The 21491-nt window shown below is 43.9% G+C and carries 18 protein-coding genes; 5 read left to right on the plus strand and 13 right to left on the minus strand.

The window, feature by feature from the left end:
- Positions 1 to 30: 30 nt before the first annotated feature.
- The 7 genes from sodA to D8886_RS02440 all read right to left on the minus strand — a co-directional run bounded on the left by sodA (position 31) and on the right by D8886_RS02440 (position 7624).
- Entirely contained in the window at positions 31 to 636 is a 606-nt protein-coding gene (gene sodA, locus D8886_RS02410; RefSeq protein WP_002906995.1) for a superoxide dismutase SodA, read from the minus strand.
- Between the two features lie 62 nt (positions 637 to 698).
- Entirely contained in the window at positions 699 to 1745 is a 1047-nt protein-coding gene (gene holA / locus D8886_RS02415; RefSeq protein ID WP_125434121.1) for a DNA polymerase III subunit delta, read from the minus strand.
- A 249-nt stretch (positions 1746 to 1994) separates the two neighbouring features.
- Complete coding sequence (locus D8886_RS02420) at positions 1995 to 3086, minus strand: DUF805 domain-containing protein (RefSeq protein WP_125434122.1); 1092 nt, start codon at positions 3084 to 3086, stop codon at positions 1995 to 1997.
- Positions 3087 to 3210: 124 nt separating this feature from the next.
- Positions 3211 to 5451 carry a DNA internalization-related competence protein ComEC/Rec2 gene (locus tag D8886_RS02425; protein ID WP_125434123.1) on the minus strand — a complete coding sequence of 747 codons (2241 nt, stop codon included), beginning with the start codon at positions 5449 to 5451 and terminating at the stop codon, positions 3211 to 3213.
- Positions 5435 to 6115 carry a helix-hairpin-helix domain-containing protein gene (locus D8886_RS02430; RefSeq protein WP_049542657.1) on the minus strand — a complete coding sequence of 227 codons (681 nt, stop codon included), beginning with the start codon at positions 6113 to 6115 and terminating at the stop codon, positions 5435 to 5437. The genes D8886_RS02425 and D8886_RS02430 overlap by 17 nt, the downstream gene beginning before the upstream one ends.
- Before the next feature lie 147 nt (positions 6116 to 6262).
- Positions 6263 to 6811 carry an HXXEE domain-containing protein gene (locus D8886_RS02435; protein WP_185761238.1) on the minus strand — a complete coding sequence of 183 codons (549 nt, stop codon included), beginning with the start codon at positions 6809 to 6811 and terminating at the stop codon, positions 6263 to 6265.
- A 72-nt stretch (positions 6812 to 6883) separates the two neighbouring features.
- Positions 6884 to 7624: a lysophospholipid acyltransferase family protein gene (locus D8886_RS02440; protein WP_125434125.1), complete on the minus strand. Its 741-nt coding sequence runs from the start codon at positions 7622 to 7624 to the stop codon at positions 6884 to 6886.
- Positions 7625 to 7781: 157 nt separating this feature from the next.
- On the opposite strand from D8886_RS02440, the gene D8886_RS02445 reads away from it, so the two are divergent.
- From D8886_RS02445 to D8886_RS02460, 4 genes are all read left to right on the plus strand, one after another.
- Complete coding sequence (locus D8886_RS02445; RefSeq protein WP_125434126.1) at positions 7782 to 10121, plus strand: cation-translocating P-type ATPase; 2340 nt, start codon at positions 7782 to 7784, stop codon at positions 10119 to 10121.
- Positions 10122 to 10250: 129 nt separating this feature from the next.
- Positions 10251 to 10997, plus strand: coding sequence for a tRNA1(Val) (adenine(37)-N6)-methyltransferase (locus tag D8886_RS02450; RefSeq protein ID WP_061602929.1), 747 nt, complete (start codon positions 10251 to 10253; stop codon positions 10995 to 10997).
- The gene (locus D8886_RS02455) at positions 10987 to 11250 is read left to right on the plus strand and encodes a GIY-YIG nuclease family protein (protein WP_002910268.1); all 264 of its coding nucleotides are present in this window, start codon (positions 10987 to 10989) and stop codon (positions 11248 to 11250) included. Before D8886_RS02450 ends, D8886_RS02455 begins: the two co-directional genes overlap by 11 nt.
- The gene (locus tag D8886_RS02460) at positions 11243 to 12109 is read left to right on the plus strand and encodes a DapH/DapD/GlmU-related protein (protein WP_125434127.1); all 867 of its coding nucleotides are present in this window, start codon (positions 11243 to 11245) and stop codon (positions 12107 to 12109) included. The genes D8886_RS02455 and D8886_RS02460 overlap by 8 nt, the downstream gene beginning before the upstream one ends.
- Positions 12110 to 12154: 45 nt before the next feature.
- Here D8886_RS02460 and D8886_RS02465 read toward each other — a convergent pair whose 3' ends face one another.
- The 3 genes from D8886_RS02465 to cshA all read right to left on the minus strand — a co-directional run bounded on the left by D8886_RS02465 (position 12155) and on the right by cshA (position 15577).
- Positions 12155 to 12688: an isoprenylcysteine carboxyl methyltransferase family protein gene (locus D8886_RS02465; RefSeq protein WP_002897982.1), complete on the minus strand. Its 534-nt coding sequence runs from the start codon at positions 12686 to 12688 to the stop codon at positions 12155 to 12157.
- A 183-nt stretch (positions 12689 to 12871) separates the two neighbouring features.
- Complete coding sequence (locus tag D8886_RS02470; protein ID WP_125434128.1) at positions 12872 to 13618, minus strand: DeoR/GlpR family DNA-binding transcription regulator; 747 nt, start codon at positions 13616 to 13618, stop codon at positions 12872 to 12874.
- 387 nt (positions 13619 to 14005) lie between these two features.
- Positions 14006 to 15577 (minus strand): degradosome RNA helicase CshA, encoded by a 1572-nt coding sequence (cshA, locus tag D8886_RS02475; protein WP_125434129.1) that lies wholly within the window; start codon positions 15575 to 15577, stop codon positions 14006 to 14008.
- A gap of 358 nt (positions 15578 to 15935) precedes the next feature.
- Between cshA and D8886_RS02485 the strand changes: the two genes are divergently transcribed.
- Positions 15936 to 16334, plus strand: coding sequence for a hypothetical protein (locus tag D8886_RS02485; RefSeq protein WP_125434130.1), 399 nt, complete (start codon positions 15936 to 15938; stop codon positions 16332 to 16334).
- 31 nt (positions 16335 to 16365) lie between these two features.
- Here the strand turns inward: D8886_RS02485 and icd are convergent, their stop codons facing one another.
- From icd to acnA, 3 genes are read right to left on the minus strand one after another with little or no spacing between them, the layout of a single operon-like run.
- The gene (gene icd, locus D8886_RS02490; RefSeq protein WP_185761230.1) at positions 16366 to 17577 is read right to left on the minus strand and encodes an NADP-dependent isocitrate dehydrogenase; all 1212 of its coding nucleotides are present in this window, start codon (positions 17575 to 17577) and stop codon (positions 16366 to 16368) included.
- Positions 17564 to 18682 (minus strand): citrate synthase, encoded by a 1119-nt coding sequence (locus tag D8886_RS02495; protein WP_125434132.1) that lies wholly within the window; start codon positions 18680 to 18682, stop codon positions 17564 to 17566. The genes icd and D8886_RS02495 overlap by 14 nt, the downstream gene beginning before the upstream one ends.
- Before the next feature lie 2 nt (positions 18683 to 18684).
- Entirely contained in the window at positions 18685 to 21348 is a 2664-nt protein-coding gene (acnA, locus tag D8886_RS02500) for an aconitate hydratase AcnA (RefSeq protein WP_125434133.1), read from the minus strand.
- Positions 21349 to 21491: the final 143 nt, after the last annotated feature.

The raw sequence follows: 21491 nt of genomic DNA on the forward strand, positions 1-21491 counted from the left end.
TTCACCTTTTTATATATTGAAACTGCCTGTTTATTTCGCAGCTGCGTAAAGTTGGTCAACCTTTTTCCAGTTAATAACTGAGAAGAAAGCTTGAATGTAATTCGGACGAAGATTGCGGTATTTCACATAGTAAGCATGTTCCCAAACATCCAGTCCTAAGATTGGAGTTTTACCTTCTGAAATAGGAGTATCCTGATTTGCTGTTGAGGTCACTTCCAACTTGCCTTCTTTATTGACAACCAACCAAGCCCAGCCAGAACCAAAACGAGTTGTAGCCGCTGCAGTGAAAGCCGCTTTAAAGTCTTCAAATGATCCAAAAGTAGCTTCAATATCTGCTGCCAATTCTGCAGATGGTGATGTTTCTGCTGGTGTCATCAATTCCCAGAAAAGAGCGTGGTTAAGATGACCACCACCGTTGTTGATGACTGCCTGGCGGATATCAGCTGGAATAGACTCCACATCAGCCAATAATTTTTCCAAGTCTTCACCGATTTCAGGATGCTTTTCAAGCGCAGCATTAACATTCGTTACATAGGTATTGTGGTGCTTGTCATGATGCAAGTGCATTGTTTCTTCATCAATGTAAGGCTCCAAAGCATCGTAAGCGTAAGGAAGATCAGGTAAGATAATTGCCATTTGATAGACCTCTTTTTCTATATGATTATAAAAATGATAACGCAATCATTAGAATTTTTCAACTATTTTGCTTGTAGCTCACCCGTCGCAATCTTGAGCAGAGCCAAATCAAACAGGTAATCTTTATCATACAGCCCTGATTTAATTTGGTAATCTGTTTCAATCAGACAGGCCATAGTCTTTTTAAGAAAGGCTAAACTCAGTGAGCGAGCATCCTTTAAGGCAAACTTGACTTGATAAGGATTGACCTTGCGGCCTAGATAGTCGGATAAATCAGACACAATCTGACTCTCAGCTCTGCCATTTTCCGCTAAAACCTTAACCTGCGTAAAGATACGAAATTGCCCCAGCATAATGGCAATAAGCTTGATTTCATCCTCACCTTGAAGAGTCAAATCTCGTACCAAGCTTCTGGCCTCATCAATCTTCTGCTGCAAAATCAGCTGGGTCAAGTCGAAAATATTATCCTGAAGAGTCTTGGGAATGGCCTCGGCAATGTCTTCTAAACCAATCTGACCAGACTCTTTATAACCTTTCAGAAAGTCTAAATTTTTACTAACTTCACTGAACTGAAAACCTGATTTCAGCAGCAACTGATCGAAAGCTGCCGGAGCAAATTGTAATCCTTCTGCCTGCGCTTCCTTGCTGAAATAAGCCCGTAGATCTGCTTCCTTGAGTTCTTCAGCCTCAAAAATTCTCCCATCCCGTTTCAGCAGTTTGACCAGACGGCGCTTGCTATCCAATTTGCCTTCTGCAAAGATAACCAGACGAGTCGTATCCGCTGGATTTTCCAGATAACTTTCGAAAGATTTGAGTTCTTCATCAGTCAGATAGCGCTTCTTGGCTGTTGTCAAATCAGCAAAATGATCCAAAATCACGATTTTTTCATCCGTAAAAAAAGGCAGACTGACCAAGTCCAACTCCACATCCTGATAGTTTGCTTCTTTCATATCGAAAATAGCAGTGTTCAAATCGCCCGGTTGAAACTGAATCTGGCGGAGAAACTGCTCCTTCAACAACTCAAACTGCCCCAAGTCATCCCCAGTCAAAATGGTCAAAGCAGGAAGATTGCTTGGCGTGATTTTTTTAATTTCCTCAATAGCTAACACCGAAAGTCTCCCTTGCTTTATATTTCTTGTCAATTTTTTTCATGTATTGATTGTAACAAAAAAGAGTCGGAAAGTCTGCTATTTTCTTTGCAAACAAAATCTAATTTTTGAGTATATCTGCTATATAAGAATATCTTGCTGTCGCTGGGAATTTTCTTTGTGGTCAAAAAAATCAGTACCTTGTTCTGTTTAAGATTTTCTATAAGCGATAAAGAAAAAGAGCTGGAAAAATTCCAACTCTTTCTTTATTTATTCTTGGTTTTCAGTTGCATCCTCTACACTGTTTTCAACTGGTGCAGCAGGTTGCTCCTCTTGAATTGGTGAAACAAAAGTATTACCCTCAACAGGTGCTTGAGTTCCAAAATCTTGAGGTGTTGACTGCTCAGGTGTTTCAGCAGTAAATGGATTTTGGACTGGTTCTGTTTGCTCCACCGCTTGACTTTGATCAGAAACAGGTTGTTGTGGCTGTTGACCAAACTGCTGTTCTTGGAAGCCACCTTGCTGTGGCTGTTGGTCAAATGGTTGGTTTTGGACAGGTTGTTGTGACTGACCAAACTGTTGACCTTGGAAACCACCTTGCTGTGGCTGTTGGCCAAATGGTTGATTTTGAACTGGTTGTTGTGGTTGTTGACCAAATGACTGGTTTTGGACAGGTTGCTGTGGTTGTTGACCAAATTGCTGACCTTGGAAACCACCTTGTTGCGGTTGTTGGCCAAACTGTTGATTTTGAACTGGTTGTTGTGATTGACCAAACTGTTGTCCTTGGAAACCGCCTTGTTGTGGTTGCTTTTCATAGTTCAAACCTTGATTGTAAGGCTGTTGGCCAAACTGCTGACCTTGGAAGTTTTGCTGACCAAATTGCTGACCGTATGAATTCCCAACCATTTCAGGCTTAGATCCTTGACAAAGTAAAACAATCAAAGCAATACTACATGGAAGAGATACTAATCCTGCAATAATATTCAGAACCGGAATAAATGATAGTAAAAAAGGACCAACATACAGGAAAAGAAAAGCCCAATGATAACCAGCATCACGTAAACGACGGACAATGATAGCCAAATTAGGCACAAAAGTCGCCAGAGCATAGAGAATTAAGATGAAAATAAAGATTACAGCGAATCCTGCTCCAGCAAAGATTGCTGATGGATCTGGTTCATACCCATAAGTTGTGTCTTGAGCTGCTGAAAGAATACTTCCCACAGCAGATACCCAAAAAATGATAACTAGCGGTGCAGTAACAATAACATGACACAATACTACCCACCAGTAGTCTGAACGACTGGAACGGCCTGAAAAATCGGCATAGTGTGTCCAGAATTTTTTATATGCAGCAAACATAGAATTCTCCTCTATAATTTTTTATACCCATTATCTTATCACAAATGCATAAATAAATCAATATGACTTCCTGACTGAAGCTAAGCAGTCTACAAAGTATGAGCTGGCATCTTTAGCGCAGCTATCAATGAACTGTTTCAATCCTCCAGGAATTCCAACCAATCAAACGAATGGCTCCCTGCTGGTCAGTTCGATAGATGGCTGTATTAAGCTTCTCAAATCTTTCCAAGGTTTCCTGATGGGGATGACGATAACGATTATTCTGGCCAGCTGATATCAAGGCTAGTTTCGGCTGAATTTGCTCTAAAAACTCTGGACTGGAAGAGCCTTTGGAGCCATGGTGTCCTGCTTTTAAGACATCTGCTTTCAGCTGAGGAAAGCGCTGCAGCAGTTCAGTTTCTCCTTGCTTTTCCAAATCACCTGTAAACAAAAATTTTGTCTGAAAGAACTCCCCGTAGAGTACAATCGAATCATCATTTCCACCGTCGCCTGTTCCACTAGGATAGAGAACCTGCAAAGCTGAGTCAAATACCGGAATCTCATCTCCTACTTCTACGACATGGACAGAAGTTTCTATCTGCTCCAGCTTTTGAACAAAATCAGGCTGAGTCAGACTTCCTTTAGAAACATAGATTTCCTTGATGGAAAAATGTTGGGCTACCTCCAGCATATCGCCCATATGGTCGGTATCGGTATGAGTCAGGACCAATACATCCAGACTACCAACACCACGACTTTTGAGATAGGGAATCAAAGTCTTTTCTGCATTGGATGAAGTCTGTCGCTCCTGCCAAGCCTCCTTCTTTCCTATCTCGACTCGTCCTCCTACGTCAATCAAAATCGTCCTGCCCTGCCAGTCCCTGAGAAAAATGCTATCACCTTGACCAATATCTACCACTGTAATCTCATTTTGCAGCGGATGCTTTGTTAAGAAAAATAAGAGAAGAGCTAGGAAACTAAAAGACAAAAGCCAGCTTTTCTTTCTCCGAAAGTCATAGATTAAAGCTAAAACTAAAAGGAGGGCAACAAGTAGCCAGAGGTTGGGCTTCCCAAAAATCAAAGGACGCGGAGCAAAATCAGCTACCCAGCGAATCACACCTTCGAGTAACTCAAAGAAAAAATTGACTTGAGTGATTTTTAAAAGTGGTGACAAAATAAAAATGAGGGTTAACCCTGGCAGCATCAGCAAGTCAAAGAGTAGTGAAAATAGAAAAGTCAGAAGTACAGACCAAGGCTGAAATTCTGCAAAATAGTAGATTAGTATAGGCAAAATGCCCAATGAAATAGTCAGACTTTCCGCTAAAAGCTTCCGAATCAGCGGCAACTTTTCAAAATCCATCATAGAGATCAAAAAGGCATAAGCGCAGGACAAGACACCGCCTGCTGTCAGAAGAAAATTGGGCATGAGGATAAAAAGAACCATCAGTGTCAGAGCAAAATTATCTAATCTGGTCAGTCCTTGCTGGGCCAACAACTTCTGAACTAAGCTTCTGACGACAGAAACAGAAAAGCCTGTCAGCCCAGCATAGATAAATGAAAAAGGCAGCTGCAAGGCGTTTACTGTCTCCCTCTTCATCCCCAACCTTAGAAGAATTCTGCGAAAACCATCCAAAAAGAAACCTACCTGCATACCAGACAAGGCAAACAAATGGATGATACCCAAGCTAGAATAGAGGTCACTCATTTCCGCAAACTCTGTATCCAAGTCACCAAATAAGAGTCCAGTCATGTAATGGCTCATTGGACTAGGAAAATTATTTCGAATATAGACCAGCGCTTTTCTGCGCCAGACAGACAGCCAATCGAGTGGATTAAGGCTGGAAATTGGTCTTAGTGACTGAAGCTTATTGATTTTTAAGGTACGGTAAATCCCCTGACTCTTTAAATAAGCCTGATAGTCAAAGCCCGAAAAATTTCGTTGTTGCTGGGCCTGTTCAAACTCTCCTTCCATATCAAGAACGACCAAATCTGTCAGTTGCTGAAAATCTTTCTTTTCACTGGCTGATTTGATCTTGTAGAAGACCTGATAAAGCCGACCGTCCGTTCGCCCTCGAAAGGATAGGTAGTCTCCATTGACCTTGATAGTATCTGGCAAAACTTGAACTGAGCTAGCTGAAGGAGGTTCCTGCCTAAAGACCTGCTCTGCCATTTCCCGACGAAGCAAGAAAAAGAGGACAAAAAAGAACAGGAATGCCAAAGCAGCTAGACTTTTTTTGAGGGGATAGCTGAAAAAGAGACGAAGCAGAAGGACACCTAGCCCAAAATAAGCCAAGGAACTGCCAGAATAGACTGCAAAATAGGCCCATACAAGGATGAAAGCTAGATAGATAGGGGTGAGGGGTAACTTTTTAATCCACTGTGACATATTCTTTCAGCTTTTCTAAGGTCTTATCTCCAATCCCTGACACCTTTTTCAGTTCATCTACTGACTTGAAACGGCCAGCACTTTCGCGGTAGGCGATGATGTCAGAAGCCCGCTTCTGTCCGATGCCTGAAATAGTCTGCAGTTCAGCCTCTGTCGCCGTATTTAGATTGACCTTGTCTGACTTTCCACCACTGGAACCAGCAGAATCAGAAGCTCCTGCTTGATGCTGGCCAGTCTGTGTGACATCGGCTCCTTCTTCACCAATCTTTGCCACATAGATTACTGCTTCATCTGTTAATTTTTGTGCCTGATTGATGGACTTAGCCTCGGCGTCTGCTGTCAATCCGCCAGCTTTTTGGATGGCTTCATGGACTCTCGCTCCTGCTCTCAGCTCATAGACACCAGGATTCTTGACCGCTCCCTTTATATCCACAGTGACTTGCCCACTCTCCTCTTCGTCCGCCTTAGCCTTAGAGACAATCTTTTCGCTTTCTTCATCAGCTGAGCTGGATGAGGAAGTTATTTCTTGGCTCAAAGCGGCTATCTGATTTTGCGGTTGGTGATTTCCTTTGATGAGGAAAAAGCCACCTAGCACAGCGCCAACTACTGCTAGACCGACAAAGAGCTTGTATTCTTTAATCTTCTCAATGATTTCTTCAAGCATATTTTTCTCCTTTGTCTTTTTATTCGTAAAACATTTCAAAAAAATAAGACAAGCCGAGAGAATTTTCAGCTTGTCATATTTAAAATCTTTATTTTGCAAGTATTTATCTAGACAGAAAGTCTATTGATGAAAATAGGAGCTGTAATATCAATTTGCTTTGCTTATCCTGTATATCCAAGCTTCTAACTTATGAGCTTTGCTATGTAAAAAAGCCAGATTTGCCAAAAGAAAAGCCATCACAAGCACGCTTAGAATTAGAAGCAGCGGCCAAGAAACTGACTGCTGATATAGATAAAGGATGAAGACTAAGATGAGTATAGGAAAAGTCGTCAAAGCTGTGAAGCCGCCCGGTACCCAGCGACGAAAGCGAAACACTTGCATGATATGGCCCAGCAGATGGAGGGTATGACAGAAGCCAGTAGCCAGAGCTAGCTCGGGAATGCGAAATAGAATTGCAAGCAGCAAGAGAATAAAAGCTAGCAAAAATTCCTCCGCAATCATTAGAGCAATACTTTCAGCAGAAAGATAACTTCCTCTCCTAGCAATGAACATCTCCTTTTGATAGCCTTGATGGTCTTGATTCTGAGAAATCCAAGGCCGAATCAGGATAATCTCATCAAACTCGTGCAGCATAAATAGTGATAAGGTTACAAAAGATAAAAAAGCAAGAGACATGGTATCCTCCTTATAAAACATACCAATATTATAGCTCACTTGCATACAAAAATCAGCTCCCAAGCAAGATTGCTCAGCAAGCTGATTAGTAGCTTATTTTCTATGCTTATCTGGATCCCAGACAAAGCTAGCAAAAAAGCTGAAAATGATGGTCAAAATTCCAATCAAAATAGCAGGAATAAAGACAAAGGCACGTAAAATCCGTAAGAAGATATTGCCTTTCTTTTGTGTCTGGTAAGGGGCCACTTCAGCATCCAAACGGTCAAACTCAGCATGAACACGGCGGGCCACTTCCTCAACTCCCTCATCATTCATCTTCTTAATGTCTGAAATATCAATCGGATTACCAAAATTCATATCCACGCGCTCTCCAGCTGCCAATCCTTTGAGGCTCATGGGACCAGCGTAGACTACTGGNATGATACGGACCTTAGCCATCTTAGCAATCAATGCCACTCCTCCCTTGACATCCGTAGAATGGCGGCTGCCGCTTGGGAACATAATCAAGGAGCGATTGCTCTTTTTCAGCATATTGACAGGGTACTTGATAGCTGACGGACCGGGATTTTCTCGGTCAATCGGAAAGGCACCACACATGCGAATCCACCAGCCGAACACCCGATTTTCAAAGAGCTGTTTCTTGGCCATGAAAATGAACTGCTTGGGCTTGGTCGCAAAAGCCATGTAAACTGGATCCCACCATGTCCGGTGAGGGGCCACCAAGATATAATTTTCATCTTTTGAAGGAATCTTTTCTTTATTGTGGTAATGCGCATTGCCGTTCAAGGTCCACAGGATAAAAATCACTAAACCTCGCAAATAGGTATAAAACATAAACTCTCCTTATTTCAAACCAAAATTATACTTGAAATTTATTACATCCTTTCTCATTATACCCTATCCCATTATAGTCTGCAATATTTTTCCAAACTTTGGCTGTAACAGCTGATTCTGATAGCCATTTCCATAAAAAAATGGTATCATTAATCTCATGAACAAGAAAGAATTAATCGGTTTAAACCAAACCCAAGTAGATGAAAAGATTTCGCAGGGCTTGACCAACGATTTTACAAGTGACACCAGTACTAGTAACTGGCAAATCGTTAAGCGGAATGTTTTCACCCTTTTTAATGCCCTTAACTTTGTTATTGCTGTAGCCTTGGTCTCTGTCCAAGCCTGGAGCAATCTGGTCTTCTTCGCAGTAATCAGCTTTAACGCCGTCACTGGTATTATTACGGAACTGCGTGCCAAGCACATGATTGACAAGCTCAATCTGGTCAGCCGAGAGCTGGTCACAGTCATCCGCGACGGCCAGGAAGTCAAAATTCAGCCAGAAGAAATTGTACTGGGCGATCTGATCAAGCTGTCAGCCGGCGAGCAAATTCCCAGTGATGCCCGTGTAGTAGAGGGTGTTGCCGAGGCCAATGAAGCCATGCTGACAGGTGAGAGTGACCTAGTGCTCAAGGAAGAAGGCGCTGAGCTGCTGTCTGGTAGCTTTCTGGCTAGTGGGCAGATTTATGCTGAGGTACACCATGTCGGCGCAGATAACTATGCCAACAAGCTCATGACTGAGGCCAAAACACTCAAGCCTATCAACTCGCGCATTCTTTACAATCTTGGGAAAATTTCCCGCTTTACCGGAAAAATTATCATTCCTTTCGGAATGGCTCTCTTCTTTGAAGCCCTGATGATAAAGGGATTGCCTGTCAAAAACTCTGTCATTACCAGCTCGACAGCTCTTTTGGGTATGCTACCTAAGGGAATCGCCCTGCTGACAGTCACGTCACTCCTGACAGCTGTCATCAAGCTAGGGATGCGCAAGGTTCTTGTTCAGGAAATGTATTCTGTTGAGACCTTGGCTCGTGTGGATACTCTCTGTCTGGACAAGACTGGGACAATTACCCAAGGTAAGATGACCGTTGAAGCCTTGCATAGCCTGTCAGATAAGTTTTCTGATGAGACAGTCGGTCAAATCTTAGCAGCCTACATCCAAACCAGTGAGGATAATAACCCAACAGCCCAGGCTATCCGCAAGGGATACGGCCACCTGGAGCACACCTATACTAGCGACAATGTCATCCCATTTTCTAGTGACCGAAAATGGGGCGCAATGCATTTATCAAGTGTTGGAACCATTTTTCTGGGAGCACCCGAAATGCTGCTGGACAGCAATCCTGCAGCGGTTGGAGAGGCTCAAAAACGCGGATCGCGGGTTTTGGTGCTGGCTCACAGCGACCAAGTGCTAGACAAACACAGCATCCAACTGCCTGAAGATATGACCGCTTTAGCTGTTCTGGAAATCACTGATCCTATTCGTGAGGGAGCGGCCGAGACCTTGGATTATCTACGCTCTCAGGATGTTGATTTGAAAATCATCTCTGGTGACAATCCTGTGACCGTTTCACATATTGCGAGCCAAGCTGGATTTGCCAACTACGACAGCTACATCGACTGTTCTAAAATCAACGATCAAGAACTGGTTGAGCAAGCTGAAGAAACGGCCATCTTCGGCCGTGTTTCTCCTCATCAGAAGAAGCTGCTCATCCAGACTCTTAAGGCCGCTGGTCGGACAACAGCCATGACCGGAGATGGGGTTAATGATATCTTGGCCTTACGTGAAGCAGACTGCTCCATCGTCATGGCCGAGGGAGACCCCGCAACTCGGCAAATTGCCAACTTGGTCCTTCTTAACTCCGACTTTAACGATGTCCCTGAGATTCTTTTTGAAGGTCGCCGAGTTGTTAACAACATCGGCCGGATTGCTCCAATTTTCTTCATCAAGACCATATACTCCTTTATCCTGGCTATCATCTGTATCGCTAGTATCCTGCTAGGAAAATCTGAATATCTCTTGATTTTCCCATTCATTCCGATTCAAATCACCTTGATTGACCAGTTTGTCGAAGGCTTTCCACCCTTTGTCCTCACCTTTGAGCGCAATATTAAGCCGGTTGAAAAGCACTTCCTCAAACGCTCCCTGCAGCTGGCTCTGCCAAGCTCCCTCATGATTGTCTTTAGCGTGCTATTTGTCCGTATCTGGGGCAGCAGCCATGGCTGGAGCGACATAGAAATGGCAACCCTGACCTATTACTTGCTAGGCAGCATCAGCTTCCTGTCAGTCATTAGAGCCTGCCTGCCACTCAACCTCTGGCGCAGCCTGCTCATTATCTTCTCTGTCTTTGGCTTCTATCTATCAGCCTTTGTCCTGCAGCACCTTTTGGAAATTGCAACGCTGACAGCCGCAACTTTGCCAGTCTACCTGATTCTCATGGTTGTTTTCGGACTTGTCTTTGTTGCCTGCACCATCAAGCAGAAATACAGATTTGATTAAGGGCTAGCTAAAAAAGAATTGTCATTTAAGCTCATGGAAACATGCGAGAGCCCTCGCATGTTTTTTTGATTGTGCAAAAACTTCCCATATCCCTTTGGAATCCTTGCTAAATCATGCTATAATTGACTTATGAACGAAGCAAAACTAAAAGACGGAGAACGAGTCAACCAGCTCTTTTCAACGGATGTCAAGATTATTCAAAACAGTGAGGTCTTCAGCTATTCGGTAGACAGCGTACTGCTTTCCCGCTTTCCTAAGCTGCCCCAGCGGGGGTTGATTGTCGATCTCTGTGCTGGAAATGGCGCTGTTGGACTTTTTGCCAGCACTCGCACCAAGGCCCAGATCCTGGCAGTCGAGATCCAGGAACGTCTGGCAGACATGGCCGAGCGCTCCATTGAGCTCAATGATTTGACTCAGCAAATGCAGGTTATTCAGGACGATCTGAAAAACCTAGGCCAATATATCACCGGCAGCAAGGTTGACATGATTCTCTGCAATCCTCCATATTTCAAGGTTGATAAGCAATCCAATCTAAACGAAAGCCAGCACTACCTTTTAGCCCGCCATGAAATCTCAACAAATCTGGAAGAGATTTGCAAAATTGCCCAGCGAGTCCTCAAATCTAATGGTCGGTTGGCTATGGTTCATCGACCAGAACGCTTTTTAGATATTTTAGATACCATGCAAGCCCACAAACTGGCTCCCAAGCGCATCCAGTTTGTCTATCCAAAGTTGGGTAAAGAGGCCAATATGCTACTTATCGAAGCTATTAAAGATGGTTCCCGCGACGGTCTAAAAATCCTGCCTCCTCTCTTTATTCACAATCAGGACGGCAGCTACACTCCGGAGATTCACGAGATTTACTATGGAAAATAAAGCATATATGTACGTGCTTGAATGCGGGGACGGCTCCCTCTATACTGGCTACACAACGAATGTCCAAGCCCGACTCAAAAAACATCAAGCTGGCAAAGGCGCCAAGTACACCCGCGCTCGGCTGCCAGTTACCTTACTTTACCAAGAAGAACACCCTAGCAAGCCGGCTGCCATGTCGGCTGAAGCACTTTTTAAAAAGAAAACTAGACAAGCCAAACTGGCTTACATCAAAGAAAGGACTCAACATGCCTGAAATCCAGTTTAAAGGCGACTTTCATCATATCGAAATTTCCCCAGATAGTCATCTTGATATCGGTCAAGATGTCATCTTCCAATCTTTTACCAGCCTCAATGTAGCCAGCGGCGCACAACTCAAGCTAGGAACCCGGGTTTTCTTTAACGATCACTGCACTGTCCGCTGTCAGCACTCTATCGAAATCGGCAAGGACACCATGTTTGGTGATGGCGTCCGTATTTTTGACCACAATCATCAGTATTCTAATTACCATATCGAGAAGATTGATTATAGTGTTGCGCCAGTCAAGATTGGAGCTAACTGCTGGATTGGGGCCAATACTGTGATTCTCAAAGGTGTGACCATTGGCGATAATGTCATCATTGGAGCCAACAGCTTGATTTTCCAGGATATTCCCAGCAACTCTATCGCCATGAGCAAGGAAGAGCTTATCATTAAGGAGCGTCCACAGGGCAATTTCCATGCCTTCACGCTGACAGCTTCTGATACCTTGGAACAATTGGCTTATTTAGCAGAAAATCTGCCAGAATTAGAATTTCACATAGCTGCTAAGACCAATATTTCTCCTTACTTAGCCAACTTTAATGACTATCCCAATATCAACCTCTACACCAATATCCACCAGGATGACTTTATTGAAGACTTGCTCGATAGGGCGGATATTTACTTGGATATCAATCACTGGGGAGAGGTAGACCAGATTGTCCAAAGGGCTATCAGCAAGGGGAAGCCAGTTTTAGCTTTCCGTCAAACTGCCCACCAGCCTGAAGAAAATACTTTACTTTTCGAATCGGACCAACCCCAACAAATGGCTAATGAAATACGAAAATTATTGAAAGAAAAGTCTAGGACATAAAGATCCTAGACTTTTCTTTTGCAGTCGATATGTATTTTATTAACTTTATTCACCAGCAATTCCATTTGGAATGATAACTTCCTTGAGTAACTGCTCTTCTTCTTTGATACGGACATAGAGGGTGATACAGTAGAGCGGGAAGAGGATGAAAAGAGCAAAGTAGGCATGACTGAGCAGGGCCAAGCCCACCAATTCTGGTACAACATTCAGGAAATAATTAGGGTGTTTGACATTGCGAAAGAGCCAGTGGTCAACAAACTTATGATCCTTAACCAGCATAAGCTTGATGGTCCAAACTGGTCCCAAGAGCTTGGCAACAAGGTAGAGCATAAACATAGAAAAGAGTAACAAGACAGCTCCCAGTAGGCTCACAAAGTCAAAAGCTGGCTTCTTCAGCAGCAATTCCAGAAAGCAAACCGCATAAAAAAGCATGTGCAGGTACTTCATGATATTTGAGTTTTTCACCCCGTACTCCATGCCTCCCTTGGCCAGAATATCCTGCTCATTCTGAGAGGATTTCCTCAAAAACACCAAACGAAAAAGCGACACAGCCGCAAAAATCACTATATTGATTGTCATAAGACCTCCTAAAATTTAATAATATATTTTATTATATAAGGAATTCCGCAGCAAAGTCAAGACTGTTGTTTACAAAAATCGACCAAGATATAAAAAAGCTGCGACTAGAATTTCTAGACAAAATCCCAGTCACAGCATCTATAAATTATTCATTTGAGCTAGGTTTCTCTCATCGGTCAGACATCACAAAATTTCAATATAGGTGCTGTATTTTTCCTTGACTTTCGGAGCGATATTGTCGTCCGTCACAACTGCACTGAGGTTGTCCAGCCGGTAAAAAGAATAGAAAGAATAGCTGTCAAACTTGCTGTTATCGGCTACAATGTATTTGCTGATGGCATTGTTAAGGATAATCGCGTCGCCGTTGCCTTCCTCTTCATTGCTGGTCGTAACATTATGACCGTCAATACCATTCGCNCCAATAAAAGCCTTAGAAACCTTGATTTCTTTCAAAAGATTATTGGCAAACTGACCGACAAAGGTTTGAGTCTTAGCCCGATAGCGTCCGCCAATCAGAATTAAATCTAAATTGGCTCTTTCTTTTAACTTTTCAAAAATTGGTAGCGAATTGGTGACGATGCTGATATTTTTGCCATCCAAATAGTCTCCTATAAAATCCGTTGTGGTGCCTGACCCAATAAAGACCGTATCCCCGTCAGCAATCAAATCTGCACATTTACGGGCAATCTGCTTTTTCTCCTCAACATTCAGCATTTGCTTTTCTGAGTGGGAAATCTCGTTGAGAGCATTCTTGACCTTCTTATGGGCTCCGCCATGAACGCGGGTCAGCATGCCCTGCTTCTCCAAATCAATCAAATCCCGACGGATGGTCATATCCGTAACGCCCAGCATTTCTTTGAGGTTTTTAACAGCAACCACACCTGTTTGATCCAGTTCTTGCAGAATGATTCTATGTCTACTTTCTTTCATTTTACATTCTCCTTTTGCTCCTGAATTTCTTACAGACTCACCTTCACCTTATTATACAACAGTTCCAGCATATAAACAAAGATTTGTGAATTTTTTTATTTTAAATAGCTGATATGTTGAATTTTGATGTCGAAATTAGTTGAAATACTTCGAATCCTGTTCTATAGCAAGAAGATTAAGAACTGATCACAGNAGAAATAAGGGGGCTATAATTTACTTTGAAAAACAGGGCAAGTTCAATCAGCATGATTAAGGAAACTACATTGACTCAGACTTATAGTTCTGCAGGACTGACGACAAGGGGAGCCATCAAACAAATAAAAAAAGAGAGAACTTGTATTCTCTCTCAACGCTAAAATTGTCGCCAACTCTAGTTAACAAATCGCCTTATTTATCACCCTTATTACGGATAACAAAGCCGGTTTTCTTTTCGCTAGAAGTATTGCGTGGCTTCTTGTGGTCCTTGCGGTAGCGATTTTCTTTATCAAACCGCTCTTCTTTACGACCTTTCTTAAATTGGTCGCGACGGCCACCTCGGTCACGGCGATTGTCATTGTTGCGACGGTTGCTATTTCCGCCACGACCGCCCTTGCCTTTTCCGCCAAAGCCACCGCCAGACGGTTTAAATGGCAATGGTTTTTCACGGGCAATTTCTACTTCAAGAAGGGCATCTGGATCCTGCACCGTCAAGCTGAGGATATACATAGCCAGCTCTTCTGGGCTGAATTCTGCTGCCAGCTTACGGGCATCCTTACCAAATTTCTCAAAGTTAGAGCGGATGCTTTCGTCAGCAAAATCGCGTTCAATCTTCTTAAGGGCAACTTTTTTCTTAGCTTGGAAAGCTTCTTCTGCAGTAGCTGGCTTGAGGCCTTTCATACGCTTCTTGGTAAGATTTTCGATGATCTGCAGATAGCCCATTTCATTTGGCGCTACGAAAGTGATAGACTGACCTGACTTACCAGCACGACCGGTCCGACCAATCCGGTGAACATAGCTTTCTGGATCCTGCGGAATATCATAGTTGTAGACATGGGTCACACCAGAAATGTCCAATCCACGCGCGGCTACATCTGTCGCCACCAAGACATCCAAATTGCCGTTTTTAAAGTCGCGCAGAACGCGGAGGCGCTTGCCTTGGTCCAAATCACCATGGATACCCTCTGCTCGGAAACCACGGATTTTCAGGCCACGAGTCAGCTCATCCACCCGGCGCTTGGTCCGACCAAAGACGATTGACAGCTCAGGCTGCTCCACGTCCATCAGGCGGGTCATGGTATCAAATTTTTCATTTTCCTTGACGCGGATATAATACTGATCGACCAACTCTGTCGTCAGCTCCTTAGCTGCAATCTTGACATGCTCAGGCTCCTTCATGAACTTGACACCGATGCGCTTGATAGCATCCGGCATGGTCGCTGAAAAGAGTAAGGTCTGACGCTCTTCTGGCACACGGGAAATGATCGACTCAATGTCTTCCAAAAAGCCCATGTTAAGCATTTCATCCGCTTCGTCCAAAATCAAAGTTTCAATCTGATTCAGTTTAAGCGCCTTGCGTTTGATCAAATCTAAGAGACGGCCAGGTGTTCCTACGACGATATGAGCACCTGATTTGAGGGCCTTGATTTGCTTTTCGATGCTGGAGCCACCGTAGACAGAACGCACCTTGACACCCTTGCTGCGGCCAAAACGAAAAAGCTCTTCCTGACTCTGTACAGCCAATTCACGGGTCGGAGCGATAATCAAAGCCTGCACAGCAGGATTATCTGTGTCAATCTTCTCCAAAGTTGGGAAGCCAAAGGCTGCTGTCTTTCCTGTCCCTGTCTGGGCCTGACCAATGACATCCTTACCTGCCATAGCAAGTGGAATTGTCTGCTCTTGAATAGGGCTTGCTTCTACAAAGCCAGCTTTTTCAATCTCTGCTAGTAATTCAGCAGATAAATGTAATTCATTAAATTTCAATGTTCTTCTTCTTTCTAAAGGCGGTGCGAAGCCACCTTATAAGGCTTTTGATACTCAACTATCGAAACATACCAAGTGCTTTTCTCTTGCTAAATCTCGATTTTCTGAGAGTATTCGCTCTTCTCTTCATAAATATGGTCTCTCAAGTCTAGGCACTAAAAAAGCGCCGACTCGGTCGCTAGTTCCCACTGAATAGAAAAACTGTATTTCTGCAACTAATCTAGTATACCACAAAAGTACCTAAAAAGATAGGACTTGCCTGTAAAATATTTTATTAGAGCTTTCTTTTTGTAAAAAATGAAAACTTGAAAATCACTTTCAAAAACATTATAATCTACAAAGAAGAAAGGAGACAAGTATGAATAAATTTTTACGAGTGGCTTTCATTTTACTAATCTTAGCTATGCTGGGCGCGGCTATGATCCAGATATTCCAGCCCCAGCTCTTGGGCAATGAGTCCATCTATGGTCTAGCTCCCTACTGGCAGCGGGAAATTGGTTTCTGGAATCTGGCTATTCTGCCTTTAGTCATTGCTACCAACATAAAGTATGATTGGTTCTATCTGCGTATGACCTTGCTAGCACTGATTCTGGGCGGACTGGGCTTTGGCACCAACCATCTGCTAGGCTATCTGGAAAAGGCCAATCAAGCAAACATTCTGGGCTGGATTGAAAATTATCTGCTAGTTTTTTGTTGGATGATCGGCTGGGGACTGGAATATCGAAAAAGACAAAAAAGTGATGAAGAGACTGTCTAGATGAACAGTTTCCTCATCGCTTTTTTCTTTACTATGAGCACTTTTCTATATTGGCTAGTAGCTCCTCAGCAAATTGACTAGTGGTCAAAGCTGCTACTCCTTCCAGCTGACTTGCAAAATCCCCTGTCACTTTTTGCTCAAAGAGAGCCCTCTCAACAGCCTTAGTCAGGAGATGAGAGACCTCCGTCCAACCAATGTAATCAAAGAGCATGGCTCCTGATAAGAGAAGAGAACAAGGATTAGCCCTATTTTGACCCGCTATGTCTGGCGCCGTTCCATGAGTTGCTTCAAAAATAGCATGACCAGTCTCGTAATTGATATTGGCTCCTGGCGCAATACCAATCCCTCCCACCTGAGCAGCCAGAGCATCACTGGCATAGTCACCATTTAGATTGGTCAAGGCGACAACATCAAATTTCTCTGGAAAAAGCAAAATCTGCTGCAGAAAATTATCTGCAATCACATCCTGGATGATTAGTTTTCCAGAAGCTAACTCATCCGCATACTCTCTTTGAGCTAGTTCATAGCCCCATTTCCGAAAACCGCCCTCTGTAAATTTCTGGATATTGCCCTTGTGGACCAGAGTTACCCGGCTCAGTCCTTTGGCTAGTGCATAGTTAATAGCCGCCCGTATCAGTCGCTCACTGCCCTGATTAGAGATAGGCTTGATCCCAATGGCAGAGCTTTCTGGAAAGCGAATCTTGTCAACCTGCATATCCTTCTGCAGGAAATCGATAACTTTTTTGACTGCAGCCGTTCCACTCTCCCACTCAATCCCTGCATAGATGTCTTCTGTATTTTCCCGAAAAATCGTGATATCTGTCTTCTCTGGGTGCTTGAGCGGGCTTGGAACTCCCTTGAAATAACGAACCGGGCGCAGGCAGGCATAAAGGTCCAATTCCTGTCTCAGGGCAACATTCAAGGAACGAATCCCTTCTCCGACTGGGGTTTCTAGCGGGCCCTTAATAGCCACTAGATGGCTCTTAATCGTTGTCAGCGTTTCATCCGGTAGCCAGTCATCTGTCTGGTCTGCTGCTTTTTTCCCAGCCAAAACTTCCTTCCAAACAACCTTTCTCTGGCCACCATAAGCCTCTTCTACTGCCTTATCAAAGACCAGCTGGGCATTTTCCCAGATATCAACCCCAATCCCATCACCTTGAATGTAAGGAATAATGGGAGCATCCGGCACCTGCAACCGCCCTTTCTCAAATAAAATCTTATCTGCCATTTTATCTCCTTCCAATGGGAAGATACTCCAAACCTTGAGCACCAATATAGTTAGAACGTGGCCGAATCAGCTTATTATTCTTGCGCTGTTCCTGAATATGGGCAATCCAGCCAGCCACCCGACTCATAGCAAAAATCAAGGTGTAGATACTGCTGTCAATGCCCAACACATGGTAAACCGTAGCCGAATAAAAATCGACATTTGGTATCAGATGCTTGGTATGCTTCATATAAGCTTCAATTTCCTCTGAAAGCTGATACCAGACCTCGTCCTTGGTTCCCTGTGTCAAGTCCTTGGCCATTTGACGCAGGTATTTTTCACGCGGATCTTGGGTCTTGTAAACCCGATGACCAAAGCCCATAATCTTCTCATGAGAAGCTAGCTTGCGGTCTAGATAGGCCTGACAATTTCCTTCTGCTCTAATCTCTTTCAGCATGTCAAAGACACATTCATTAGCGCCGCCATGAAGAGAGCCCTTGAGCGCTCCTACAGCTGCTGTCACGCAGGAATAAATATCGGTCAAGGTTGAGGCGCAGACTCGAGCTGCAAAAGTTGAAGCATTGAGCTCATGGTCGGCATGGAGCACCAAGGCACAGTTAAAGGCTTTGACTTCAAGCTCACTCGCCTCTTCTCCTTTGAGCATATAAAGGAAATTAGCCGCAAAACCTAAATCCTCCCGCGGCTCTATCGGAGTCTGACCCGACCTCAGTCTGGCAAAAGCCGCAATAATGGTCGGCATCTTTGCCATAAGCTGGATGCTCTGCTCATAGGTCGCTTCAAGAGATGCTTCCTCAGCATGGACATTATAAACGCCCAAAAGACTGACCGTTGAGCGCAAGACACTCATGGGATGAAGGTGCTTGCGGGACTGGATAAGGATACACTGCTCCACCGCATCGCTAATGGCATAATTAGCTCGCAGTTCTTCCTCAAAATGCTTGAGCTCAATTTGAGTCGGCAAATGCAAATGCCACAACAGATAAATCACCTCTTCAAAACTTGCGTGGTGCTCTACCAATTCAGAAATATTGTAGCCTGCATAAGACAAGGAATCATCCACAATCTGGCTAATCCGAGTATCACAGGCAATGGTATCTTTCAAACCGTCCGTCTGACTCATGCTCACACCTCCTCTAATTTCTTTCTAACGACCATGGGTAAAATCCCCCCATTTTCATAGTAACGAATATCCGCCTCTGCATCAAAACGTAGCCGAGCTTGAAAAGCTATTTCTTCAGCACCCTTCCTAGCCACTACGTCAACTAGCTGGCCAACTTGAGGGTTCTGTGGCAGATTGATGTCGAAAGTCTCCTTGCCTGTTAAGCCCAGACTATCCGCATTTTCACCCTCTAGATACTGCAGCGGAAGAACCCCCATCATGACCAGGTTGGACCGGTGGATACGCTCAAAACTCTCTGCCAGAACCACCTTGACACCCAAAAGATTAGCCCCCTTGGCTGCCCAATCACGACTGGACCCCATACCGTAGTCTTTGCCAGCTAGGACAATGGTGTCAATTTGCTCCTCCTTGTAGCGCATGGCTGCCTCATAAATGGATAGCAACTCTCCTCTATAATCTGTGTAACCACCAATCTTTCCATCTGCCAGTTCATTTTTAATCCGAATATTGGCAAAAGTCCCCCGCATCATGACCTCATGATTCCCCCGACGGCTGCCATAGGAATTAAACTCTTGGTAATCCACTCCGTGCTCTAGCAAATAGGAAGCTGCCGGGCTGTTTCTGGCAATATTTCCTGCTGGGGAGATATGGTCTGTCGTCACCGTATCCCCAAATTTCGCCAGCACCGCAAGATTTTTCAGTGGCTGAATGGCTAAATCATCAGCCAAGCCATCAAAGTAAGGTGGATTTTGAATATAGGTCGAAGCCTGATTCCACTGATAATTTTGAGAAGAGGCTGTCGGAATCTGGTTCCATTTTTCATTATCGTCAAACACATGGGCATATTCTTTTTCAAAAAGCTGGCGCGTCACATATTTTTGAACATAATCTGCAACCAAGTCGTGCTCCGGCATCAAATCCATCAAATAAACAGGCTGCCCCTTTTGATCATAACCTAGTGGTTCACTGGTCAGATCGATATTGGTATTTCCAGCCAGAGCATAGGCAACTACCAAGGGAGGACTAGCTAGGAAATTGGCCTTGACCAGTGGATTGATCCGTCCTTCAAAATTGCGATTTCCTGAAAGAACAGCACTAGCCAGCAAGTCTGTATCCGTAATCGCCTGAGCCACTTCCGGTCGGAGATCGCCTGAATTTCCAATACAAGTGGTGCAGCCATAGCCGACAAGATTGAAACCAAGCTGATCCAGATAGGACTGAAGACCGCTCTTCTTGAGATAGCCTGTGACCACCTTGCTGCCCGGAGCTAATGAAGTCTTAACAGTCTTTGAAACCCGTAAGCCTTTTTCTACTGCTTTCTTGGCCAAAAGCCCCGCCGCCATCAGGACATAGGGATTGGATGTATTGGTACAGCTAGTAATGGCAGCGATAGCCACATGACCGGTCTTAATCGTCTCCTCATGGTCAGAAAACTGAACCACTGCAGACTTTTCCAGCTCGCTCTCATCTAATCCAAAGCCTCGGACCCCCGCTTCTCTGACTAGACTAGCTTGAAACTCTTCTTTAGCAGCTGTTAATTCAATCAAATCTTGGGGACGCTTGGGACCTGAGATACTCGGCACAATGCTGGACAAATCAATTTCGACTACCTTGGTATAGTTCGGCTCAACCATTTCATCATAGAAGAGGTGATTTTTTTGAGCATAGAGACGGGTCAGCTCGATATGATCTTCTGACCGATTGGTCAGACGCATGTAATTGAGCGTTTCCTCATCTATCGGAAAATAACCACAGGTAGCTCCGTATTCTGGCGCCATATTGGCCACTGTAGCCCGGTCAGCCAGACTTAGATTAGACAATCCAGGTCCAAAGAACTCGACAAATTTACCAACAACATTTTCCTGCCGCAAGATTTGCGTGACCTTTAAAGCCAAATCTGTCGCTGTCGCAATCTTAGGTAGCTTGCCCAGGAGACGAACACCAATCACCTCAGGAACCGGGAAATAAGAAGCCTCACCTAGCATGGCAGCCTCAGCCTCAATCCCACCGACTCCCCAGCCCAGAACACCGATACCATTAATCATGGTCGTATGACTGTCCGTTCCAAACATGCTGTCCGGATAGAGTTGGCCATCCTTTTGAATGATGACATCACTGAGAAATTCGATATTGACCTGATGGATAATTCCTGTAGCAGGAGGAACTGCTCGATAATTATCAAAGGATTTCTCAGCCCACTTGAGAAATTCGTAGCGCTCATTGTTGCGGACAAATTCCTGGGTCATATTGGCCTCCAGAGCAGTGTCACAGCCATAAAAGTCCACCTGAACACTGTGGTCAATAACTAAATCAACCGGAATCTCTGGATTAATCTGATCCGCCCGACCTCCCTGCCCGACAATAGCATCTCGCATACTAGCCAAATCCACCACGACAGGAACACCCGTAAAATCCTGGAGAATAACTCGGCTTGGTTTAAAAGGAACTTCTCCGCTTGGTGATTTAGCTTGATAATGTATTAAAGATTTAATGTTATATTTTGTTACGTCAATGCCATCTTCCTTACGAAGAACACTTTCTAATAATATGCGAATAGAATAAGGAAGCCCTTCTATATCCCCTCCTAGTNGAGCTGAGGCTTTCCCAAGGTCTGTGTATTGGTATATTTTGCCTTTATAATTTAAATCGTTTAGGTATTCTGCCATATCTCTACCCCTCACTTATTTTAAATTGTTTTATATTATACTTTATTATGAAATTTTATGCAATGAAAATTATAATTTTTATGTTATATTTTATGACATAAAATAACAGTTTTTTAAATACAGTCAAACTGTACTAATAATTA

Origin of the sequence: Streptococcus sanguinis (assembly GCF_003943655.1) — a bacterium.
GTDB classification, from domain to species: Bacteria; Bacillota; Bacilli; order Lactobacillales; family Streptococcaceae; genus Streptococcus; species Streptococcus sanguinis_F.